We start from the raw sequence: 22,944 nt of genomic DNA, 5'->3' as shown, positions 1-22,944 counted from the left end.
TACTATATTTATTTTTCAACTAACATATAGACCTATATCTTATCTAATTGTATTCAAACTCTTCAATATCAGATTCTATATCAAAATCAATATCGCTTGGTTTTACTTCCTCAATACTACCTTTTGAAATCTCCATCCCTAGGCCAAAAATATCAATCACATATCCCAACAATTCATCAGCCCTCTTATTATACGCAGTTAAATCCCAAGTATCTATTTCTGATAATTTCACTGTTGAATTGAGCCTTGATTTAGCATACTCAGATTTTTTAGTGGAAAATGGTAAATTCGTAAAATTCTCATTATCTTGCCCATAAAGAACAGTAAGATTTGGCAAGTTATTTTTAACTGGCTCAAGTAACATATCAACTTCAGCTGGCTTAGATTTTTGAGGGTATATATGTTCTATTGTAAACACAAAATAATCATCAGCTAACCCTTTGAATGCGTGTCGATACATAAACAATGCATTACGTTTTTTTAATGACAAATACTTCCAAGACTCTTCAATAGTTGACAGTATAAATTTAACATGTCGATTATCCCCCCCTGAAATGTATTTCACCTTAGATAAATAGTTCTGCAAATCAAGGACTGTTACATTTCGTTTAAATATAGCCTGAAGTTCAGATATAAATTCTTTTACCTGATATGTTTCAGCACTTTTATTGATAGATGATATTGTATGATGATAAAGTTTAGTGGCGCCAGTCATCCTTTTCACTAACGCGACACGGAAAATAAAAAAGAACTTCTCTAGAAAAAATACCATTTGGTAAAATTTTTTCTCTGGAAGATTTACCGCAGCCATTAGCAATGGAATACAATGAGTATGTTTGAAAACAACAATTAAATTGTATAGCTTTCTTTTCTGAAAGCCAGTTAAATTACTCTTATCATAAGGCCAAACTCCAGATGACAACTTATCATAAATATCAATACCAGCTTTAAGGTCCTTTATTTCACTTACCACATTATGGCTTGATGAAAAAAATGAAGTATTAAATGTTTCGAACAATGATGTTTTTTGACATGACTTTCCTTTTCTGGATGTATAATATGCAATTAATTTTTCATCCGTTGACTTTGAACCATTTTTTGTTATTGCATCCCATATTTCTTCCAGTAAATGTATTGTGCTTTCCTCTACTCCACTAGCGTCAATCGCACCAAGTGAAGATGCTCGTAACAAATCGCTTGCAGTTAAAGACTGCCCACGATCATTAATTACTTGAAATAGTCTATAAGCATCATTTACATCTGACATCCTTATCAATAGAATCTTGCACAACTTAGAAACGACTTTATATAAATGCTCTATTTCTGTCAGCTGATCTTCAGGCGAGGCCTCTGATGAAAATGAAGCTTTCAACCATGCATCTATTTTTTTAGCTGCTTTTACCAACAAGTCATGTGATTTAAGATGGGCCGTCTCAAGCTTTCCTGTTTTTATGAGTTGATCATAAAAACTATAGTCCCGCTTTGAAAGGCTAATTCTCGGATAAGAGATTAATTTATCATTTTCTTCAGTAGTAAACTGAATAAAACCAGTTCTATATTTTTCAATCCTTCGCTCTCTTATTTCTGAATACTTCTCATCCAATTTAAGCTCTTTCACATACTCAATGAGTCGTGATACAAAAAGAACCATTGTTGAAAGCCGCTGTTGACCATCAACTAGTAGATATACATTTTTGTCATCTAAACTATCCTTGTTTTGCACTTTCACACAAACAACACCACCAAAAAAGTGCGTACACTCAGCGTTATCTGATTGTTTGCTGCCTTGCCATAAAATATGTATGTCAGAAGTAAATTGCTCTATATTTCTATTATTCCAAGAGTATGCCCTTTGATATTTTGGCACTTCGTATATAGCAGAATCCGCGAATACAGATTCCATTGAACAATAATTTGGCTTAACGTCCATAAAAAACCTCAAAATAATTCCCAAAAAGCTCTATCCCGCATCATAGATACCTTTTTATCTCCATCAATATAGAGACTAAAGTGCTTATCCAGTTTGCGGATGGTTTCCATTAATTGTTCTTGCTCGGTCTTATCATCTTTATTAAAGATGGCCTTGATATCGGCATTCTTGATCTCGGCGACGCGATGCACCACCCAAGTCAAAATATAAGAGCCGTAGTTGTTTTCCCCGGTTTTAAAGTGACTCAAGTCCTGGGTTGAGAGGATCACCCCTACCCCATACTCGCGCCCCTCTTTCAGGATCTTGCGCAGGCTGGGGAAGTCCTGCGACATGAAGTTGTCGGCCTCGTCGACCAGGATCATCTTGGTGATCTGGCGATAATCCCCGTTTACTTGCGGCTTGCCGCGTTTTTGCATCTGCGAATAGAAGAGATCCAGCGTCAGGGCTACCACCAGGTTCTGGATCTGCGGTGAGTAGCCCGCCAGCTCGATCACAGTCACACCATCGAGTAGCTCATACAGGGAGCTCACCTTATCCGGCATGGTTTCAAAGATCTCGTAAGTGACCAGCGAGTCGAGCGCCGCGTAGAGAGAGTCCTCTTCTACCTTTTCCTGCTCAAGATAGAGATCCCATACCTGAGCCAAGGTAGGCGCAGGCCTTGACCAGGTGCTGGCGTCAGCTCTGCTGATCCCCGCCAGCTCATAGGCATCGAGGATCAACTTGCGCAGCCGTAGCTGCTGCTTGGGCCCGAGGCCAAAGGCTTTGGCCAGGGTCTCGGCAAACCCGGTCGCGGTATGCACCGGCAGCATCGGCATATCGCCATAGAGCGAGAGCGGATTGTACGGCAGGCGATACAACCGCAGCCGCTTGCTCTGGTTGGCCTCGCTAAAGGCATCATCCACATAGTCGGATTTGTAATCGAAGATCAGCAGGCCGATCCGTGCCCCCTCGACATTGTTGTCTTGCTGGCGCATCAGCTGGGTGATCAGCGACTTGGTAAACTGGGTTTTGCCGGTGCCCATGGTGCCTATGATGCCGGTATTGGTATTCATAAAGCGGGCGGTATTGGTGGGCTCCCAATAAAGCGGCGTTTGCCGCAGCGCCTCGTGGCCAAACAGGATACGCATGGGCTCTGTCGGCTCGCTGCTCAGCCCGGTATCCACCGCTACTGGGGTAACCGGATAGGTGTTTTGGGTATCAGTGGCCAGTGCCACTGGCGCCATATCCACCGCCTGATTGCCCCCTTCTTTTGGCTGCGGTTGAGAGCCAGATTCAGGCTCCGCCATCTCTTCTCTGGGCCCCAGCAGATATTGTTGGTCTACATGGCACAGGGTCACCAGCTCATCAAGCGCAGGGGCGCTACAGGCCTGAATAAGGCTCCCCAGCAAGGCGTAGGGCAGTTCAACCTGCAATACGCCCCGCTCGGTCATCTGGTAGTGAGGTACAAAGAAGCTGTCGTTTTCGATATGGGCGACCACAAAGCCTTCGGGATAGTCGGGCACGCAGGCCAGGGTATATTCCCCTTTGAGCCACCACTCCCGCTCGGTCAACAGCGGTGCAAGCTGCGCCGGCTGCATCACCTGATAGAGGCACAGCTTGTCGACCTGTATCAGCACCTGGCGAATAAAGAGACCACGGTAGAGCCGCGCAGCCAAGGTATTGGGACCAAGCACCTCTTCCATCAGGTAACGTTTAAGCTCCAACGCCTGTTGCCCGGCATAGGCAAAGTCAGGTCTGACACCGGTCTTGACCTCCAGAGGCAACAAATAGAGTTGCTTGCCCTTGAAGCCGACAAAGAGCACATCATCGGAAATGGCCCCTTTGCGATACCCATGCACCTGACGGGAGAACTCGCTGTCGCTCATCTTGAGGCCAACATTGCCGGAGACGCGGATCATCTCGGCCACGGAGAGGGGGACCCAGCAGATATCGGATTGCCGCAACAGGGCCGATACAAACTTGTAGGCACCGATGATGCCGTTTTTTTCTTTGCGCTCCTTGTCGTTGGCCGTGAGCATCTTGAGCAGCCACTCGCCGTTGAAGGCATTGAATTCGGAGAGCAGCGTCTCCCCTTGTCCGTGACCCTCTTTTTGCAGCAAGCGTTTAAAAAGGTCTACCTGCTTGGTCACCGTGATGGCGTCATAACCGGCCGCACTGGTGTATTGATCCGAGTAGTGGATCAGCACCACATCCTGCTGACTGGTGAAGAAATCGAGGGTCACCTTGGGATCGATGATGGTGGTCCACAGTGCGCTGTCATAAGAGCGGGTCAGCAGCGCCTTGAAATCGGCACTGACCGCCAGCCCCAGGCTGGTTGCCAGATACTGGGCATTGCTCTGGCTGGCCGGTTGCCACAGGTTGCCCAGCAGGCGGGCCACCCGCAGCGACTGCACCCCTTGATAGGGCACGCCACGCAGACCAAAGGCGGTGAAATAGGCCGCCCCTTTCGTTTCGGCCGCTTCCCCGGCGATCAAGCCATCACACAACACACCACTCAGAGCCTCATCGGTATTGATGGGATGGCACTCTACCGGCTCCTGGTTGCGGAAGAACGCCAGATGGGCATAGGTAAACTGCTCGCGCTCGTTGGGCAGAGTGAACTTACTGTAGGTAAGACGGCTGCGGATCAGGTCGATCAGCATATCGGCCTCAGCACGCAGCGCAGTGGTGTTCAAGCCAAGCCAAGCTTTCAGCTCGTCATAAGCGGCCGTTTCGGCAAAGCGGTCGAAATCGTTGAATTGCAACCGCTCATCGTAGAAGTTCACATGGATGGCGATCGCTTGCTCTTTGTGCAGCTTGAAGTGCTCGATCAAACCGAGGAAAAGCTCTGCCGCACTCGCCTGATTGATGGCATTGACGATCAGGGTGCTCTTGGCCCCGGCACTGAACAGCCGGGAATAAGCCTGGGTAAACTCGGCCAATTTGTCGCGCACCAAACGCTTGATGTAGCTGTAGCTCTCCTGCTTTTGTGGCACCACATCGAGCCAGAAGCTGTTCTCCCGCACCGGCAGCAGATGGGCGTAGCCTGAGTCATTGTCATAGACGAAAGGCAGCAAGCCAGATGCAACCAGGCGCTCGCGGGTCACCTCTGGCAATTCGGCAAAAGAGCTGACGCCATCTTCATCGCGATCGGCTTTTATCTCAGCCACCAGTTGCAGGTGATAGGCAAGTACCAAGGGGTGCAGCGAGCTAAGGCGTTGCCACTCATCCTGGCGGCACAGGCCAATGCGCATCAGCTGTTTGTGCTCGAGCGCCAATACCGCATTGGTCGGTATCTCGCTTAATGCCGCTTCGTAGGCATCCAGCACCCGCTGTACCAGGGAGCAATAGCTATCGCCCCAGGCCACCAGGCTCGGCAATGTTTTCTTGTGTTGCAGATAGTCAAACAGGGCGGCATAAGCGCCATGTAAATCAGGGAACCTGGCACTAATCGCCGCAAGTGGCATTGGATCGGCAGTCAGACCGATATACAAGGCCCGCTCATCAACCATCCGTGCTTCGAGGTTCAGCAGCTGCTGGCGGATCCCGACCACACCACTTTCGCTGTTATCGAAAATGATCTTGCCTTTGGCCCGCAGATACTCGGCATTACGGTCATCTCTGAGCAGCTTGGCGAAACGATCTCTGTCAAACAGCAGCGGAACGCAAATACTCTCATCGGCGGCCGGGCCTTCAATATTGATGGGTAAGCGACGCTCGCCATTGACCAGCTCAAACTGGATCTGTTCGCTCTGCTCGGCCAGCGTATCAAAGTTCACCCAGCCACAGGCGCTGCAGTCCACTTCGCCCTCATCGTCAACAAGATGCATGATGGCGTCTTGCTCTGGGTTGACCTTGAACTTGTTCTCTTCCAGCTGCAGGGTCAGCCACTTCTTGCCCGCATCAACTCGGAAGCAGTGCAGCAACTCATCGAAATAGAAATCTCCCTGCTCTACCACTAGACAGCGGAACTTGTACTCTTCGGAGCGGTTATCGCGTTTAAGCTCAAGGCTAAAAAAGGTGGGTTCTCCCGTGACGGGCAAGGTCACCGTCGCCCAGCAGCGTTTACCACCGACACGGCTGACAGAATAAGTGACCGCATTTTTGAGCGACCCATTGTGCATCAGTTTGAACTGGCTCTCGTCCAGATCATTACCGATGAAGGTAAAAGAGAGGTTGAGGGTTTTCTCCCCCGGCGGGAGCTGGATCAGCAGGCTCAGGTCGCGTTGTCCCGCCTTGCTCTGGCTTTTGGCTCTTTGTTGCAGTGAACCACTGTCAACGGCCACCTCTTCCAATAGCAACTTTTGCGCTTTGTTGGCTTCAATCTCTTTGAGGTAGGCCTCGAATTCCAGCTCACGCCAGCTCTCATCCTGGAAATGCTGGCGGATAAACTTGGCGCTGAACTCTTTCAGGACACTCTCGAGCTGATCGAGATCATAATGCTCAACTGCATCTTCAATCTCGCGTCGCAGCTTGCGGTTTGCTTGGAGCCGCTTGCTGATCTGGGCCTTCTTGCCACTCCAGTTCAAAATGACCGGATCATTGAATAACTGGAGCTCATCAAACTCCAGAACACCATCTTGATCAAGTGCACTAAACAGAGGAGCAAAACCAAATACAGTCGCCCCATCTTCGGTGATGAGGGCAAGTTGCTCTTCAAGCAGGCAGGCTGACAGCTCCTTGTTACTGCTGCCAACATCTATCAGTGCGCCAAGCTGCTGCGAGAGACTATCTGGATGCCAGACAGCACCGGGCGCCCCCAAATCAAGGGCACTGTTGATCAGGGTATCCAGCATGCTGTTGTGGATAATGAGCAGGGCTGCTTTTTCAAATTCTGCACTGCGCCCTGCGACCAGATCACGTAAACGGGAGATGTAGTTTTCGGTAAATCCCGGAGCCTCACCATGCAACACAGGTAAAACCCGCACGCCATTGCACTCTATATACGGCAGGTCAATGCCATCGGCCGTAGCCAGCGTATTTGTGGCAGCAAAGGTCACCAGTGACTGATAGAGCACCAGACCGTTTTCTGCGCTGGGGGATTTGAACTGGTAACGAGAGCCCGGTTCAATGTCGGCACTGACCCACTCGATAAAACGTTCGGCCAGAAAATGCTCAAAGGGTCTTGCGGACATATACGGCGTCTCCACTATCACTCATTCGTTCTACATTGCCCATGCGCTCATAGAAGCTGACCAGTTGCAGCAATGACTGGTTATCAAGATAAAAACCGCGCTGCTCGAAGCCTTTGCGCAGATCGTGCAAGCGCAGCTTGTCGGCCTTGCCGATGGTGAGATTGGTCAACAGCAACAGCTGATCCTGATTCAGCACCAAGGTGCGGCCAGCGGCCCCCCGGGCCTGAATAAAATCACTGAGCAGCTTCTCTTCCAACTCTTTGACATATTTCTTGTTCACGCCACCACGGGAGGTATTGGCATCACGGAATTGCTCCAGAGCCAACTCTTTGAGCTGCTCAAAGGCTTCTGCCACGCTGTTGGTGAGAGGACGCTCAGGCCGTAACCCGCGCTTCTCTCTAAAGGCCTGTAGATAGTTGTTCAAATCTTCCAGCAACTGAGTCTGGTCAGCATATTCCGTGGCATCGCGATAAACCTGCCAGAGCGGTCTTTTCTTGGCATCCCCTGGCAACTGCAGCACGTCAAGGGCGGAAAGCAGCGGGAAAACCCGCTCACTGGCAGCAGCCAGCAGCTTGTAGCCAGAACGCTTGACCGATGTACGTTCAGAGCTGGCCTTTTCCGAATCGAGAATAAAGTAGAGAGGCTTGCTTTGGGGCTCATGTTGCCAATCGGTCACATTCAGTGCCAGCTGAGCACAGTAAGCAAAGGCATACAGCTTGAGTGTGCCAGGCAAGGCTTGCAGCAGGTACTGGGGATGCGCAGCCAAAAAGCGAATATCTTCACGAAATACGGCATTCAAAAAAGGTAGATAAGGTTGCTCATCCTCATTTTTTACCAGGCTGCCGCTTTGCAGCCTGCCTTGCAAAACGGACAGCAGTTCTTGCTCGACAAAGTTGAGCTTGTCATCGAGCGCATCTTCCAGGAAGAAATCCCCCAACAGACCTGCAAACAATTTGCACAACCGCGTATCTGGTGCGCTGAGATCGGCTTGCCCACTCTTCTTACCTTTGGCCTTAAACAACAGGAACAGCGGTGAAATATGAAAGAGTGCATCATTTGAAAAATAGGCTCGCTCAAGCACCTGCCAAAAATCAGGATCGTCGAGCTTGCCTGCAAACCGGGCTTTGCATTCCTCCTTAAACTGCTCGAATTCATAGGCAGTCACCTGCTTGCGCAAGGAAAGCCCCAGCACGACACCTGTCACGGTATCCCAGTCAAACTCATTGCCTTTGTTGCGAATGGGCCAGTAGTTGGTGAGCTTGTTTTTATCAACCGGAGCTAATCCGGCAGGAATTGGATACAGAGACATGACTATCTGGTTCCTTCTACAGTGATCATGCCGTCATCCAAACCAAGACGGTGATGCTGATCACCTTCGTAATAGTGAAGAACAGGGCTCTTTTTAGCGACAGCGCGGATTTGCTCAACCATCTCATCAAGCAACACGATGGCATTCTTGTCGTACTTGTTTGGCCGATAGCCGTTGTTGAGCTTGCAGATCAGCTCAAACAGATTGAGGTTGATTGCCATTGGTGCCAAGGGCTGATCATCAACCTTCAGATAGGCGCTGAAATGATCGTGTTTCTCGACATGCTGACGCTGAATTGCGCTGTAATCAGCTTTGAGCTCGACAGGTGCCGCGACATGACACTGGCCAAATTGACCAAGAGAAAGCTCACGCTTTGACAACTCAGGGGCATTGCGGTTGGCATAAACAAAAATGGCCGGGATCAGCGCTTTCACATAGAAATTGCGCAAGGCCAGCTGGCTTCCCCCCTCCCCAAGGTACTGACTATGCTGCAGCCAGACAGTGGCATAGTGTTCAAGTACCTGCTCTTCAAAATCGACTTTGAATTGGTGATGGTAGTTATTGCCAAGCTCACAGTCCTTAAGCAGATAAAAAAGGCGCAGAAGGGATGCGGCTTGACCCGCTTTATCACGAGGCTCGTTGAATATGAGCCCCAGTTTTGCCAGCTCGACCATAAAGGCATCCAGCGCCTCATCCGGTAGATTCAGCTCATAACGCAGCACAAACTGGTCTACCGCTTGGGTATGAATCAAGGCCGGATCAAAGTCAGCAAGACGCAGGCTTAGCTCGCTGTCTTTAGCCAGAAACAGGTTGTCAAAGAGGTAATGCTCCCCGGCCAGAAGCTGATGGAGCAGATCCAGCAAGGCGCGAGTCGTAATGAATTGATCCTTGATCAAGCGGGTTTTGAACAGAGTGGTAATGATTATCTCTTGCACGTGCTCATTGGCCAACAGCCTGAAATTGGCGATGAGGCGCATGTCGCGTTGGCGTTGCTCATCTGCAAGGGCAATAGCATGAAACAGATTGTCATCGGTTGGCTGAGTTAACCGCTTGAGCAGTTGACGCATAAAGCTTGAATAACTACCTGCGTCATCATTAAAACGGAATTTTGGGTAGGACTCGAAATCAAGAAAGTGATATGCCCCTTGCGTTCTCTCGCCACTATCCAAAAAACGCTCGATCACGCCACGCAACACACTGTGCCGCTCAGCCCCTTCTTTGGCAAAGTTGGCCAGCATACCGATATTGATACCAACCACCAGGGGTTGAGCCCCGTCTCCTGCACGATCAAAGAGTTCGTTTAGCGCATCGATTGCTGATTGATGAGGCGAAAAGCTATGGGTTGCATCCAGATGGAAGGTGTATCTGTTTTTATATTGGTCATAGCTACGTGACAATATTTCAGATTTGCCATCACCACTACTGCCGCATAAAAACACGCACTCACCAAGCTGCAATGAACGGAGGCACTTTTCAAAGTCATGTTCTATTTCGGGTGTAACGTAGAGATAATCCTTGAGATCATCAAACAGATCTCTCTGACGCAGTGTTGTCGTCTTGACCGAGAAGGAAGAAGATTTAGCCAAAACCCCGAGGGCCTTGCGAAGGGAGATTGTGCTCACGGTATAACCCTATCATTTCATATCTGACAGATACTAACTGATTGAATCATTGGGAGACTACTAGAAAGACGAGTATTTGTATGGCTCCTAACGAGCTTTTCAATGAATATTTGAGGAAACACGCATTATCATCTTCATCCCGCACGCCTAAACCATACCTTGCCTAGACCTTTGGCAAAAATACTCCGGGCGTATCATCGCACGATGGGGCATAAAGGCCTTATGTTCTGGTTGCAATCCGGAACCATCGGCTTGCAGCAGGCAGATATGCCGCGGAACAATATTGAGTAAATTGATGTTGTTCGCTGCATTTTAATGCACTTACAATATGCGCCCAATTCTGTTGGATTCCTTCTGATGCTCCGCCAATGTGATCGTCTATTCCTGTTTCTCCTGCTACTGCTCTGGGGCGTGGCGGCGCACGCCATTACCAGTCTGAATGAAGACGAGTTTGATCTGTCTGAGCGCGCCTGGCTGTCATCACACCAGGAGTTGGTCATCGGCATGCCGATGATGGGTGACCCTCCATACAGCTATAAGGATGCAGATCAACGCTTTACCGGCCCAGTCCCCGACATTGCGCAGCAGATTGCCAGAACGCTCGGGTTGACCCTGCGCTACAAGGTTTACCCCTCCTACGTGGATGCGCTGACCGGGCTTGGCCACGGCGCAATCGACATACTGGTGAACGACCAGCCAAGCGAACAATGGCGATCCAATATTGTCTCCCTCCCGTTTTTGCTATCCATGCCGCGCGGCGTGCTGCTCAACAATGGCAAAACGAAGTTGTCACGACAGGATTCCCATGGTTTGCACTGGGTCTGTGTCACGGGAGTCAATGCTTGCAGTGAATTGAAAAAACTGGGATTTCCCCGTGTGACCGAGGCCGAGAGTCGCAGCGAAGCGGCCTTTATGCTCAAAAAGCGCATGGCTGACGCCTATCTTGCTGACATGCCGTCACTGGTGATGGTGAAAGATCAGCACCCCAAGGCTGGCTTCACCATTGCCACTCCGGAATGGGTAAGCGGCACGTCTCTCTCCATCAATATGAACCAGAGCGACCCGGCACTGGTCAGCCTGGTGAGCAAGGCATTCAACGAGATACCGGTTGAAGATCGTCGTCATATGCTGGCCGCCACCATAACTAGCCAACCTGCGGACTCAGGAGCGGTAAAGTCTGTGCAGTTTACCCCTGAGGAGCAGGAGTGGCTCAACCAGCATCCTGAGCTGACTTACGGCGTCTCTCCGGACTGGACCTCCATGAGCGAATTCAATTACCGAGGCAGGCTGGTCGGTTATGTGGCGGACCTGATGGCGCTGATGCAGCAAGTCTCCGGGCTGAAGTTCTCTCTGGTTCGCACCAATAGCTGGGGGGAAACCCAGAACCTGCTGAAGTTGCGGCAGATCGATTTTATTCCGGCCATCTCTCCCAACCACGACCGCGGCCAGTTTGCGCTGTTCACCCCCGGCTATCTGTTTGTCGATCGGGTCGTTATTGCCCCCAAACGCAGTGCCGATATCACCGATCTCTCACTGCTGCGAGGGAAACGGGTCGGCATGGTGCATGGCTCGCTGGATAAAGATCTACTGACCCACATCGGCGCCCATCCGGTAGAGGTCAACAATGACAACCGCTTGCTGGAGCTGCTGGACACGGGCGATGCCGACTACGTGATGGTCACTCTGCCATCCATCAACAAACGGGTGAGCGAACGCTATCAGGTGGTCTATGCCGGCAAAGACTTGCGCCTGCCGGTCGCCATGGCCACGCGCAAAGATCCCATGCTGCAGCGGATCCTTACCAAGGTGCTCTATTCGATACCGCCGGAGGAGCTCAATAAAGTGGAGAGACGCTGGCTCTCCATGAGCGTGCAGACCGGCATCAATAACGAAACAGTACTGTTCTGGTTCGTAATGAGCGGCGCAGCTGCCACCCTGCTGTTTACCCTGTTCTGGGCCTGGAACCGCACCCTGAAACGGGAGATCGTGCAGCGTCAACGGGCCGAGAAGACGCTCAATGAGCAGTTGGTGTTCATCCAGACCCTGCTCGATTCCCTGCCCAATATGGTGGCGCTGCGGGATCGCGATCATCGCCTGACCCTCAGCAACCGGGCATACCGCGAGCTGTTTGTCGGTGATGGGGAAGAAGGTGATCGCTGGGGCTATATGACCGAGGACGAGCGGCAACAGATGCTGCGCGAGGAGCGTGCGGTCTGGGAAACCGGCGAGATCTTCCAAGGATCGGGTTATACCCAGCGCGAGGGAGATGTGCCCCTTCACGTGGTCTACGTCAAGTTGCCCTATCGCGGCGCAGACGGCGCGATTCAGGGGGTGCTGACGGTATTGACCGATGTCAGTGCCCTCAAGGCCGCCGAAAACAAGGTGCGGGAAGTGGAGGGCAGGCTGCGGGACATCACCGACAGCATGCCGGGTCTGGTTTATCAATATCTCTGGCAAGGGGCCGGCAAGGGGAAATTCCTCTATCTGTCCCAAGGCGCCAGCGACATTCTCGGGATGACCCACCAAGAGTTGATGGCAGCCGAGTCTGGCGGCGTGATCCTCGGCTTGAACGACGAGGCGTTGGCAACCTTTATCGATAAGGTGGCCAAACATGCGCAAACCCTTGAGCCGCTCGATATGGAGGTGCTGGTGCCCTCTGTTCAGGGGGAGCGCTATATCCAGATCCGCGGCAACTTTGTGGCGCAACAGGGCCATGATCGCCTGCTCAACGGCGTGGTGCAGGACATCACCGCCATCAAGCAACAGGAGCATGAGCTGCGTGAGGCGCGCGCCGCGGCCGAGCAGGCGATGCAGGCTCGCAGCCTTTTTCTGGCCACCATGAGCCATGAGCTGAGAACCCCCATCTCGGGCATGCACGGCATGCTGGAGCTGCTGCGCATGAGCGAGCTCAATGATGACCAGCGCTATCTGCTGCGCAATGTGGAGAGCTCGGCCAACCACCTGCTCTATCTGGTCAACGATATCCTCGACTTTTCCAAAATCGAGGCGGGTCAGCTGCACCTCAATCGCCAATCCTGCCGTCTGCAACCTGTGGTGTGCGACGTGATCCGCGGCCATGCCGCACTGGCCTACAGCAAGGGGCTGAAGGTCACGCTCCAGTGGGAGGATCAACTCCCCGACCTGGCCGATATCGATCCGGTCAGAGTGGGCCAGGTGGTTTCCAATCTGCTCAATAATGCGGTGAAGTTCACCGAGCAGGGCACCATTTCGATCCAGGTCAGCTGTCACGACCAGCAGCTGGTTATCGCGGTGACGGATACCGGCATCGGCATCGCCGAAGAGAAGCAAGCGCTGCTCTTTACCCCGTTCGAGCAGGTGGAATCCGATATCAATCGCCGCTTTGGTGGCACCGGTCTGGGCCTGGCCATCTGTGATCAGCTGGTGAAGAAGATGGGCGGCACCCTGACGGTCAAGAGCCAGCTCGGTGAAGGGGCCTGTTTCCGCTTCAGCATCCCGCTGCTCAATGGCCTGTGGGAACCACCCGCACTGGCGGGCAGCGAATGGTGGTGGCTGGGTAGCGATGCCGCCTTGCAGGCCACCATGGCACGGCTCGGCGCCCGGTTGAGCCCCCTCGATATCCACCAGCTCACCGCCGATCTCGACGGCCTGCTGTTAGCGGAAGAGGCCTCGCTGGAGTCCAGCATGGGGAGCGATTGGCACACCTTGCTGCAGTCCGGCACCCTCAAGGGGGTCATCCTCTCCCCCCGCGAAGCGTTGCGAGGACACATGGGCTCGGAGAACTGGTGGCGCCTCGGCCAATCCCCCCTCTATCCGGATCTGTTGCTCGAAAGCTGCCGCGAGCTGATCACCGGGCGAGCCGTGACCACCCATGCCGCCAGCATCGAAAAACTGGGCGGGCGAGTACTGGTCGCCGATGACCATCTGGTCAATCGCGCCCTGCTGACCCGTCAGCTGGCGATTCTGGGGGTGGAGTGCGAGGTAGTGGAAGATGGCGAGAAGGCGTTGCACGCCTGGAAAACCCGGGATTTCGCCCTGCTGATCACCGACTGCCACATGCCGCACATGGATGGCTACACCCTGACCCGCCACCTGCGGGAACAAGGGGAGCAGGCCCCCATCATCGGCGTTACCGCCGATACCTCGGAGGAGGCGGCAGCCAATATGACAGCAGCCGGCATGAACGGCATGCTGTGCAAACCCTATTCGCTGGAGTCACTGCGCCAGATGCTGCTGCGGTGGTTGCCCGCGACTACGATCACAGAGAGAGTGCCCGCTCGACAGGCCATCAATCTCGACATGATCGGTCGCTGGCAAGATCTGTTTGGCGATGAAGGGGTTGCCAAAAGCATGGCAAGGGAGTATTTGGCCTCCAACCGGAAAGATTGCCACGCTATGATGAGCGCACTCTCCTCCGATGATAGCCAGGAGCTGGTGGAGATCGCCCACCGCATCAAAGGGGCAGCCAGAATGGTCGGGGAGCTCTCCCTGGCCGAGCAGGCGGCGCAACTGGAATCGGCGGCCCGCCTCAAACAGTTGAGCGAGCTCGCGCTGCTGACACAGAGAGTGGAAGAACAGATGAACAATATTGAACGTGAAATGGGATTGTGGCTCGATGAGTAGAACGGCAGACGAGTTGGTCATCATGGTGGTCGAAGATCACGGGTTTCAACGCAAGACCCTGATGCACCAGATCCGGGCGCTCGGTTATCAGCAACTACTGGAGGCCGCAGACGGCATCGAAGCCCTGGCGCTGTGCCAGAGCCACACTGTCGACATCCTGTTCTGCGATCTGCGGATGCCCGGCATGGATGGTATGGCGCTGCTGCGCCGCCTCTCGCTGGGTGGCTTTCGGGGCGGCATCATCCTCTCCAGCGCGCTGGAAGATGACGTGGTGGAGGCCGTGCTGCGCATGAGCGCGGCCTATGGTCTCCATGTGCTGGGTCGCATCGAGAAACCCTCCAGCCCGCAGCGGCTGCGCCAGTTGATCGACTCCTGGGCACCCAAGTCGGCCCCCTCGGGCAAGGACGATGGCCTCGTCCTCTCGGTGGACGAGCTCAAACGCGCCCTCGACAACGACCAGCTGTTGCCATGGTATCAACCCAAGGTCGGCTTTGCGTCCGGCCAGTGGGTGGGGATGGAGGCGCTGGCCCGCTGGCAGCATCCGGAATACGGGCTGATCTCCCCCGGCATGTTTATCCCGCTGGCGGAAAATAACGGCCTTATCGATCAGCTGACCGATGTCATCATCAACAAGTCGCTGCAGGATTGCCATCTGTGGGGACAGACCGGTCTCTCCCTCAATCTGTCGATGAACCTCTCCACCACCTCGCTGATCGAGGGGGATCTCTGCCACTTCCTGATCAACCAGTGTCAGCGCTGGGGCGTCAACCCCGAGCTGATCACCCTGGAGGTGACCGAAAGCTCGTTTGTCGAGGATATCGGCAAGGCACTGGAGGTGCTGACCCGGCTGCGGATGCACGGCTTTGGCCTCTCCATCGATGACTTCGGTACCGGCTACTCCTCGATGCAGCAGCTGGCGCTGCTGCCGTTTACCGAACTCAAACTTGATCGATCTTTTGTAGATCGCTGCTATGCCGACCCCTCCCGTCTGGCCATCATCGAATCGAGCATCGAGCTGGCCCGCAAGCTAGGGCTGAAATCAGTCGCCGAAGGGGTGGAAGATGTGCAGACCTGGCAACTGCTGGCCAAGCTGGGGTGCGATATCTGTCAGGGCTTCTTTACCGCCCGCCCGATGCCGCGCAGCGAACTGCAGCACTGGCACCAGATCTGGCAAGCCCGGCTGCCCACCCTGATATCCGGCTGATCTTCCGCAACCAACCCTTTGGGCCCACAGGGCACCGACCGGCAACGTGAATGGCCGCCTTGGAAAAGGTGGCCATTTTCTTTGTGTCGGGCTCGCCACTCACGCATGCCCGCCCCTTCTCCAGAAACCGTCTATCCAGCCGAGTGCCACCCACCCCCTTTGCTCTGCATGCCTTCATCAGAGTCACCATTTATGCAAAATAAGTTGCATCACAAATGGTGCTACTGGCGGATAACGCCTATCGCGAGCGAGAGCAGCCTCTCTTCTACCAGACGCATCAACTGACAATAAGACAATGAATCTCCTGCTGTAACAGGAATGGTTCTCAACGATGCGCCGAGCCGATGAGGTAGACAAGACAACCTGAAATCGTTTTCCCTTTTGAACAATAAGCTGTCTAAAATCAAATAAAGTTGTAAATAATCTTTGTTATGGTGAGCGTATAGCAAGCGGCCTCCCTGTCGCTTCCCCTGCTGGCTCCGCCAGATGCAGCATTTTCTGCGCCTTGAAAGCGAGTTATGACGCCATGATCACCATCACCCTCGATGGGGCTCAGTTGACGGTTGACCCGACCAGAACCCTGCTCCAGATAGCCAAACAGCACCAGACTGATATCCCCTCCCTGTGCGGTGACAACACCAGCGGCCCCAAGACCCCCTGCGATCTCTGCGTGGTGGAGATTGCCGGTCTCGGCATCCACCGCGCCTGCGAGACGCTCCCCGAGGCAGGGATGGTGATCACCAGCCAAAGCGATACCCTGCGCGCCCACCGCCAGCAGGCGCTCGGCCGCATCCTCGCAGATCACTACGCCGATTGCGAAGCCCCCTGCCAGCGCGCCTGTCCGGCCGGGGTGGACATTCAATCCTATCTGCATCACATCGCCATGGGGGATCACCAGGCGGCAATGGCCGTCATCAAACAGACCCTGCCGATGCCTCTTTCCATCGGCCGGGTTTGCCCCGCTTTTTGTGAGGCACAGTGCCGCCGCGCGCTGGTGGATGAGCCGCTGGCCATTCGCCACCTCAAGCGCCACGCCGCCGATCTCGATCTGGCAGAGGTTGCCCCCTATCAACCGGCAAAGAAGCCCGCCAAGGGCAAGCGAGTTGCCATTATCGGCAGCGGCCCGGGCGGTCTCACCTGCGGTTATTATCTGGGTTACGAAGGGTTCGAGGTCGATCTGTTCGAGGCGATGCCCGAAGCGGGCGGCTGGCTGCGCTACGGTATCCCCGAATACCGGCTGCCCAAGGCGATCCTCGATCAGGAGATCGACCTGATGTGCCAAAGCGGCATGCGGATCCACACCAGGCAACGACTGGGCCACCAAATCACCCTCTCGGCGCTGTGCCGCGACTATGATGCGGTCTGTCTGGCGGTTGGTGCTTCCAAGGCGGTGCCGATGGATTACCCCGGCAGCACCCTGGCGGGTTGCTATCTCGGGGTCGATTACCTCAAGGATCAGATGCTCACCAAGCGGCTCACCACCGGCAATAGAGTTGCGGTGATCGGGGGTGGTAATACCGCCATCGACTGCGCCCGCACGGCGGTCAGGCTGGGCGCTGAAACCACCCTTATCTATCGCCGCACCCGCGCCGAGATGCCCGCTGAAGCCTACGAGATCGACGAGGCGGAGCATGAAGGGGTGCGCTTCATGATGCTGACCAACCCGGGAGAAAACCTGCCGGACAGCCGTGGTCGCGTCTGTCAGGTGCGCCTCGAGAAGATGGCCCTCGGCGAGCCGGACGCCTCCGGTCGCCGCCGCCCGGAGCCCACTGGCGAGTACCTCATTGAAGAATTCGATACCGTGATTGCGGCGGTGTCGCAGCAGCCGGATCTCAGCTTTATGGAAGGGGAGCCCCTCACCCTCCCCTTCACCCGCTGGCAGACGCTGGAGTCCCATCCCGAGACCATGCACAGCGGCCACGGCAACCTGTTCGCCATCGGCGATCTGCGCCGCGGGCCCGCCACCGCCATCGAAGCGGTCGCCGATGGTCGCAAGGCGGCGCTGGCCATCGATCAGTTCCTTCACGGTGACATGATCGATCCGGTTCGTCCTTTCAACGCCAGCAAGGCTCCCACACTCAAGCAGGTTGATCCCGCCCAGTTTGCTCACCTGAAAAAAGTCGCCCGCACCATCATGCCTCATCTGGCAGTTGCCGAGCGGGAGGGCAGTTTTGCCGAGGTGGAGCGTGGTTTGAGTGATGCCGATGCCCGCAGCGAAGCCAGCCGCTGCCTCGAGTGCGGCTGTCAGGCCAACACCGATTGCGCACTACGCGACTACGCCACCGAATACAAGGTCGAGCAGAGCGCTCTCGATACCAGCCAGTGCCAGAAGTTTGCAGTGGATAACAGCAGCGAATTTATCGTGTTCGATGCAAACCGCTGCATCGGCTGTGGCCAGTGCGTGCAGACCTGTGGCGAACAGGCGGTACAAGGGGTGCTGCGCTTTGCCAAAAACAGCGATGACACCCTCTCGAACCGGCCGCAGTTCGACACGGGACTCTCGATGGGCGACTCCCACTGCGTGCAGTGCGGCGCCTGTGTACAGGTCTGCCCCACCGGCGCCCTGGTGGATGCCCGCGACAAGTCGCAGGGGCGCACCGAGCTGCTCACACCGGTCAATACCATCTGCACCTACTGCGGGGTCGGCTGCGGCGTCACCCTCTATGTCGATGGGGTGCACAACCGCATCCGCTATGTGGAGGGAAATCGCAACTCGCCGGTCAATCAGGGGCTGCTCTGCGTCAAGGGACGCTTCGGCTTTGACTTTATCCAGAGCGAGGAACGCCTCACTACCCCGCTTGTCCGTAAAAATGGCGAGCTGGTGCCCGCCAGCTGGCAGGAGGCCATTGCGCAGGTAGCCGAGCGCTTCACCGCCCTGCGCCAGCGCTATGGCAGCGATGCGTTGGCGGGTTTCTCGTCGGCCAAAACCACCAACGAAGAGAACTACCTGTTCCAGAAGTTCATGCGCCGGGAGCTTGGCACCAACAACGTGGATCACTGCGCGCGGCTCTGCCACGCCTCCACCGTCACCGGGCTGGAGGCGTCACTCGGCAGCGGCGCCATGACCAACGACATCCCGAGCATTGATCACTCGGATCTCATCTTCATCATCGGCTCCGATACCTCTGCGGCTCACCCCATCATCGGCTCCCATATCAAGAGGGCCGTCACCACGGGCAAGGCGCGGCTGGTGGTGGCCGATCCGAAGCGGATCGAGATGGCGGACCACGCCAGCCTCTATCTGGCCCACCGCCCCGGCACCGACGTGATGCTGCTCAACGGCCTGATGCAGCAGATCATAAAGAACGACTGGCACGACAAGGCCTATATTGCCGCACGAGTGGAAGGGTTCGAGGCGCTGCAAGCAGAGGTGCTCTCCCCCGCCTATGCCCCGGACAAGGTGGCCCTTGTCACCGGCGTACCGGCCGAGCAGGTGGTCGAGCTCGCTCGTCTCATCGGCACCGCCGAGCGCACCGCCATCTACTACTCCATGGGGATCACCCAGCACACCACTGGCCACGACAACGTGCGGGCCATCGCCAACCTGCAACTGCTGTGCGGCAACATTGGCATCGAAGGGGGCGGCATCAACCCGCTGCGAGGCCAATCCAACGTGCAGGGTGCCTGTGACATGGGGGCGCTGCCCAACTGCCTGCCCGGCTATCAGAAGGTGGCCAACCCCGAGGTGCATGCCCGTTTCGCAGCAGCCTGGCAGCAGCCAGACTTGCCGCGCACACCGGGCCTCACCCTCACCGAGACCATAGATGCCGCCTGTGCGGGCAGCATCAAGGGGCTCTATGTGATGGGTGAAAACCCGGTGCTGAGCGATCCGGATCAACATCACGTCATCGAAGGGCTCAAGCAACTGGAGTTTCTGGTGGTGCAGGATATCTTCCTCTCCGAAACCGCCCAGCTGGCCGATGTAGTGCTCCCCTCCTGCTCCTTTGCCGAGAAGAGCGGCCACTTCACCAACACCGAGCGGCGGGTGCAGCGCATCTCCCCCGCCCTCAAGGCGCCGGGTGACGCGCGGGAGGACTGGTGGATCATCCAGCAGATCGCCAACACCATGGGTGGCGACTGGCGCTATCAACACCCGCAGGAGATCACCGCAGAGATCTGCCGGGTTACCCCGCAATACGCCGGCATCCAGTGGGACAAGGTAGGTGTACAAGGGCTACAGTGGCCCTGCAACGACGCGGCGCCCAAAGGCACTCGCCTGCTCCACGGCAAGCAGTTCACCCGTGGCAAGGGAGAGATGGTCGCCACCCCGTTCCGCTATGCCGCCGAACTGCCCGACGAGACCTATCCCATCGTGCTCACTACCGGCCGCCTGCTGGAGCAGTTCCACACCGGCACCATGACCCGCAAGACCAAGGGGCTCGACAAGCTGGCAGGCCCGCGGGTGATGATGAGCGTGGTGGATGCGCAGCGGTTGGGGATCTGCAACAGCGAGCGGGTGAAGGTCACCAGCCGCCGCGGCCATATCGAACTGCCCGCCTTCGTCACCAAACGGATGCAGCCAGGAGTGGTCTTTATCCCGTTCCACTTTGCCGAAGCACCGGCCAACCGGCTCACCATCAATGCCACCGACCCCCACGCCAAGATCCCCGAATTCAAGGTGGCGGCGGTGCGCATCGACAAGCTGACCAGCCAACACACCTCGACACCACAGCCAGAGATGGAGATAGCCTGACCGGAGATCAGGTAACACGCAGGATAATCCGCAATAAAAAAGAGCCACCCGACGGGTGGCTCATTGCGTTCACCAATACCACAAGCCAGATCATGATCAGCCCCCGGACGCCACTGTCAGGGTCATACCAATACTCATACGGTCACCTCTGGCGAGTAGCCGCAAACCGGGGTGACCGGCCAGGTGGTGGGCATTGGCGGCGTGACTCTGGGGCTCCAGACAGACGAAGCCACTCCCCTCATCGGGCTGGTAGAGCATCAGGAAGGCACACTCGCTTGAAACCTGCAGCCGCTGCTGGCGGGCAGGATGGTCAATCTCGGCCTGACCGCGCCAGCCGCCGTAACAGTGGTTGAGCCACCCTTGCGGGCGAGCCCACTGGCGAAAATCGAGATGGGGCGCCAGCCTGCTCGACCAGTCGATCGGCAGATGATCTGCTCCCTCTTGCCAGACGCCGCTCGCCAGAAAACGGATGCGGGTCTGCTCGTCGCGCCAGAAGAAGGGGTGAAAACCCGCGCCATAGAGACAGGGGCTCTCCCCAAGATGGGTCAGGCTGATCCGCGCCACCAGGCTCGCACCATGCAGCCGATAGTCTATCTCCGCAAGATAGTGAAAAGGGCCGCATTGGCTGGTCAACTGCAACGTCACCGAACTGGTAGAACCCGCTACCCACTGCCATGACTGCAACCAGCCATCGCCATGCAGGAAGAAGTCGGGATCGACGGGACTTTCTGGCAAGCGATGCTCCTCCCCCCACAACTCAAAACGGTTGCCTGCGACCCGGTTGGCCAGCGGCAACATGGGAAACAGCGCGCTCTGGCCGGGATGCCAGGGCTGCGCCGGGTCAGTGCCGCGCAACAGCGGGCGCCCCTGCTCATCCTCCAGCCCCAGTAGACAAGCCCCTTGTGCAGAGACCCGCATCCGAAGATGCGGGTTGCCCAATGTGTAAACCGTCATGCCGAGGCGCTCGCCTTGGTCGGCGTCAGTTCGACCTTGCCCTGGGCCAGTTGGGCTTCCAGTGCCTCCAGCGTCACCCCTTTGGTCTCGGGCACCTTGCGATAGATAAAGATGAGACCGGCAAAACAGATAAGGCCATAGAGCAGGAAGCTGCCCGCAGCCCCCAACCCGGCATTGAGCAGCGGGAAGGTGTAGGTCAGCACGAAGCAGGCGATCCAGAGCGCCAGCGTACCGGCCGACATCGCCAGCCCACGCACCCGGTTCGGGAAGATCTCCGAGAGCAGCACCCAGGTGACCGGCGCCAGGGTCAAGGCATAGATGGCGATGGCCGCCAATACCAGCAGCAAAACCGGCAGCCCCAGTACGCCTGTGGCGTAGGCCGCCGCCATCATGCCGTAGATAATGGTCAGTCCCGCCGAGCCAATCAGCATCAACTTGCGGCGGCCAATCTTGTCCACCATGGGCAGTGCAATCAGGGTAAACAGCAGGTTGATAAGACCGGTGGCGACGATGGATTTGAGGGTGCTGTTGATGTCAAACCCGGCGGAGGCAAAGATCTCCTGCGCATAGTTGAAGATCACGTTGATGCCGCACCACTGCTGGAAGACCGCCAGCACAATCCCGATGATGAGGATCGGCCGCACCGAGGGTTTGCCCAGCTCCGCCAGCGAGACCTTGTGGGTCTCGCCCACCAGAGTCTGGCGGATATCGGCCAGGGTCTGCTTGGCATAGGCATCCCCGCCAATCTTGCCGAGCATGCGGGAGGCTTTCTCATACTGACCATCTTTGGCCAACCAGCGCGGCGACTCCGGCACGAAGAACATCAACACCAGAAACGCCAGCGCAGGTACCAGTTCGGCACCGAACATCCAGCGCCAGCCGGACTGTCCATTCCAGGTCGCTAGAATATCGGCCTGAGTCGCATTGCTTGCCACCGGATCGGCGATCATCAGATTCACCAGCTGAGCCGCCAGCACACCGATGACTATGGTGAGCTGGTTGATGGCCACGAACTTGCCGCGCTTGTTGGCCGGGCTGATCTCGGCGATGTACATGGGCGAGAGCGCAGAGGCCAGACCGATGCCGATCCCGCCGATGATGCGATAAACCACAAACAGATCGAAGTTGCTGGCCGCAGCCGTGCCCCACGCCGAGATGGTGAAGAGGATGGCTGCCAGGATCAGCGGCTTCTTGCGACCGAAGCGGTCGGCTGACCAGCCGGAGATGGCGGCCCCCAGCACGCAGCCCACCAGCGCCGAGCTCATGGCCCAGCCGGACTGGGCCGGATCCGTGATGGCAAAATAGGCCTCATAGAAGGGCTTGGCCCCGCCAATCACCACCCAGTCATAACCAAACAGCAGGCCACCGCAGGCGGCCACCAAACAGATCATCCAGATGTAGCTCATATTGAGCCCATTCGTATCCAATTGATTTTTCGTGCGTTCCATGACTCATCCTTTCTATCTTGTCGATTGTAGGGTGCAGTGGCGCCCCTCACCGTGGCGGGGCGCCGGTT

Annotated in this window: 9 protein-coding genes; 3 read left to right on the top strand and 6 right to left on the bottom strand. The window is 55.7% G+C overall.

The genetic code is table 11. The features are described from left to right. Positions 1-43 precede the first annotated feature (43 nt). From I6L49_RS01180 to dptF, 4 genes are read right to left on the bottom strand one after another with little or no spacing between them, the layout of a single operon-like run. A complete protein-coding gene (locus tag I6L49_RS01180; protein ID WP_216950408.1) occupies positions 44-1,954 on the bottom strand; it encodes a DUF262 domain-containing protein in 1,911 nt (636 codons plus the stop codon). Further along, positions 1,939-7,044, bottom strand: coding sequence for a DNA phosphorothioation-dependent restriction protein DptH (gene dptH / locus I6L49_RS01175; protein WP_216950407.1), 5,106 nt, complete (start codon positions 7,042-7,044; stop codon positions 1,939-1,941). The genes I6L49_RS01180 and dptH overlap by 16 nt, the downstream gene beginning before the upstream one ends. Further along, complete coding sequence (dptG, locus tag I6L49_RS01170) at positions 7,025-8,353, bottom strand: DNA phosphorothioation-dependent restriction protein DptG (protein WP_216950406.1); 1,329 nt, start codon at positions 8,351-8,353, stop codon at positions 7,025-7,027. Before dptG ends, dptH begins: the two co-directional genes overlap by 20 nt. A gap of 2 nt (positions 8,354-8,355) precedes the next feature. Next, the gene (gene dptF / locus I6L49_RS01165; RefSeq protein ID WP_216950405.1) at positions 8,356-9,975 is read right to left on the bottom strand and encodes a DNA phosphorothioation-dependent restriction protein DptF; all 1,620 of its coding nucleotides are present in this window, start codon (positions 9,973-9,975) and stop codon (positions 8,356-8,358) included. A 357-nt stretch (positions 9,976-10,332) separates the two neighbouring features. On the opposite strand from dptF, the gene I6L49_RS01160 reads away from it, so the two are divergent. The 3 genes from I6L49_RS01160 to fdhF all read left to right on the top strand — a co-directional run bounded on the left by I6L49_RS01160 (position 10,333) and on the right by fdhF (position 20,474). Next, positions 10,333-14,577, top strand: a complete 4,245-nt coding sequence (locus I6L49_RS01160) for a transporter substrate-binding domain-containing protein (protein WP_216950404.1) — start codon at positions 10,333-10,335, stop codon at positions 14,575-14,577. Further along, on the top strand, positions 14,570-15,781 hold the full coding sequence (locus I6L49_RS01155; RefSeq protein ID WP_005353540.1) for an EAL domain-containing protein: 1,212 nt from the start codon (positions 14,570-14,572) through the stop codon (positions 15,779-15,781). The genes I6L49_RS01160 and I6L49_RS01155 overlap by 8 nt, the downstream gene beginning before the upstream one ends. A 526-nt stretch (positions 15,782-16,307) precedes the next feature. Continuing rightward, complete coding sequence (fdhF, locus tag I6L49_RS01150) at positions 16,308-20,474, top strand: formate dehydrogenase subunit alpha (protein ID WP_216950403.1); 4,167 nt, start codon at positions 16,308-16,310, stop codon at positions 20,472-20,474. Between the two features lie 96 nt (positions 20,475-20,570). On the opposite strand, the gene I6L49_RS01145 is transcribed toward fdhF, so the two are convergent. Together I6L49_RS01145 and I6L49_RS01140 are read right to left on the bottom strand one after the other, a co-directional pair. Continuing rightward, positions 20,571-21,428 (bottom strand): aldose 1-epimerase, encoded by an 858-nt coding sequence (locus tag I6L49_RS01145; RefSeq protein WP_216950402.1) that lies wholly within the window; start codon positions 21,426-21,428, stop codon positions 20,571-20,573. After that, positions 21,425-22,834: a sugar porter family MFS transporter gene (locus tag I6L49_RS01140; protein ID WP_230599666.1), complete on the bottom strand. Its 1,410-nt coding sequence runs from the start codon at positions 22,832-22,834 to the stop codon at positions 21,425-21,427. Before I6L49_RS01140 ends, I6L49_RS01145 begins: the two co-directional genes overlap by 4 nt. Positions 22,835-22,944 lie beyond the last annotated feature (110 nt).

The sequence above is a fragment of the Aeromonas sp. FDAARGOS 1419 genome, from assembly GCF_019047045.1.
In the GTDB taxonomy this organism is placed as follows: domain Bacteria; phylum Pseudomonadota; class Gammaproteobacteria; order Enterobacterales; family Aeromonadaceae; genus Aeromonas; species Aeromonas veronii.
This window is presented reverse-complemented; position numbering and strand designations above follow the sequence as displayed.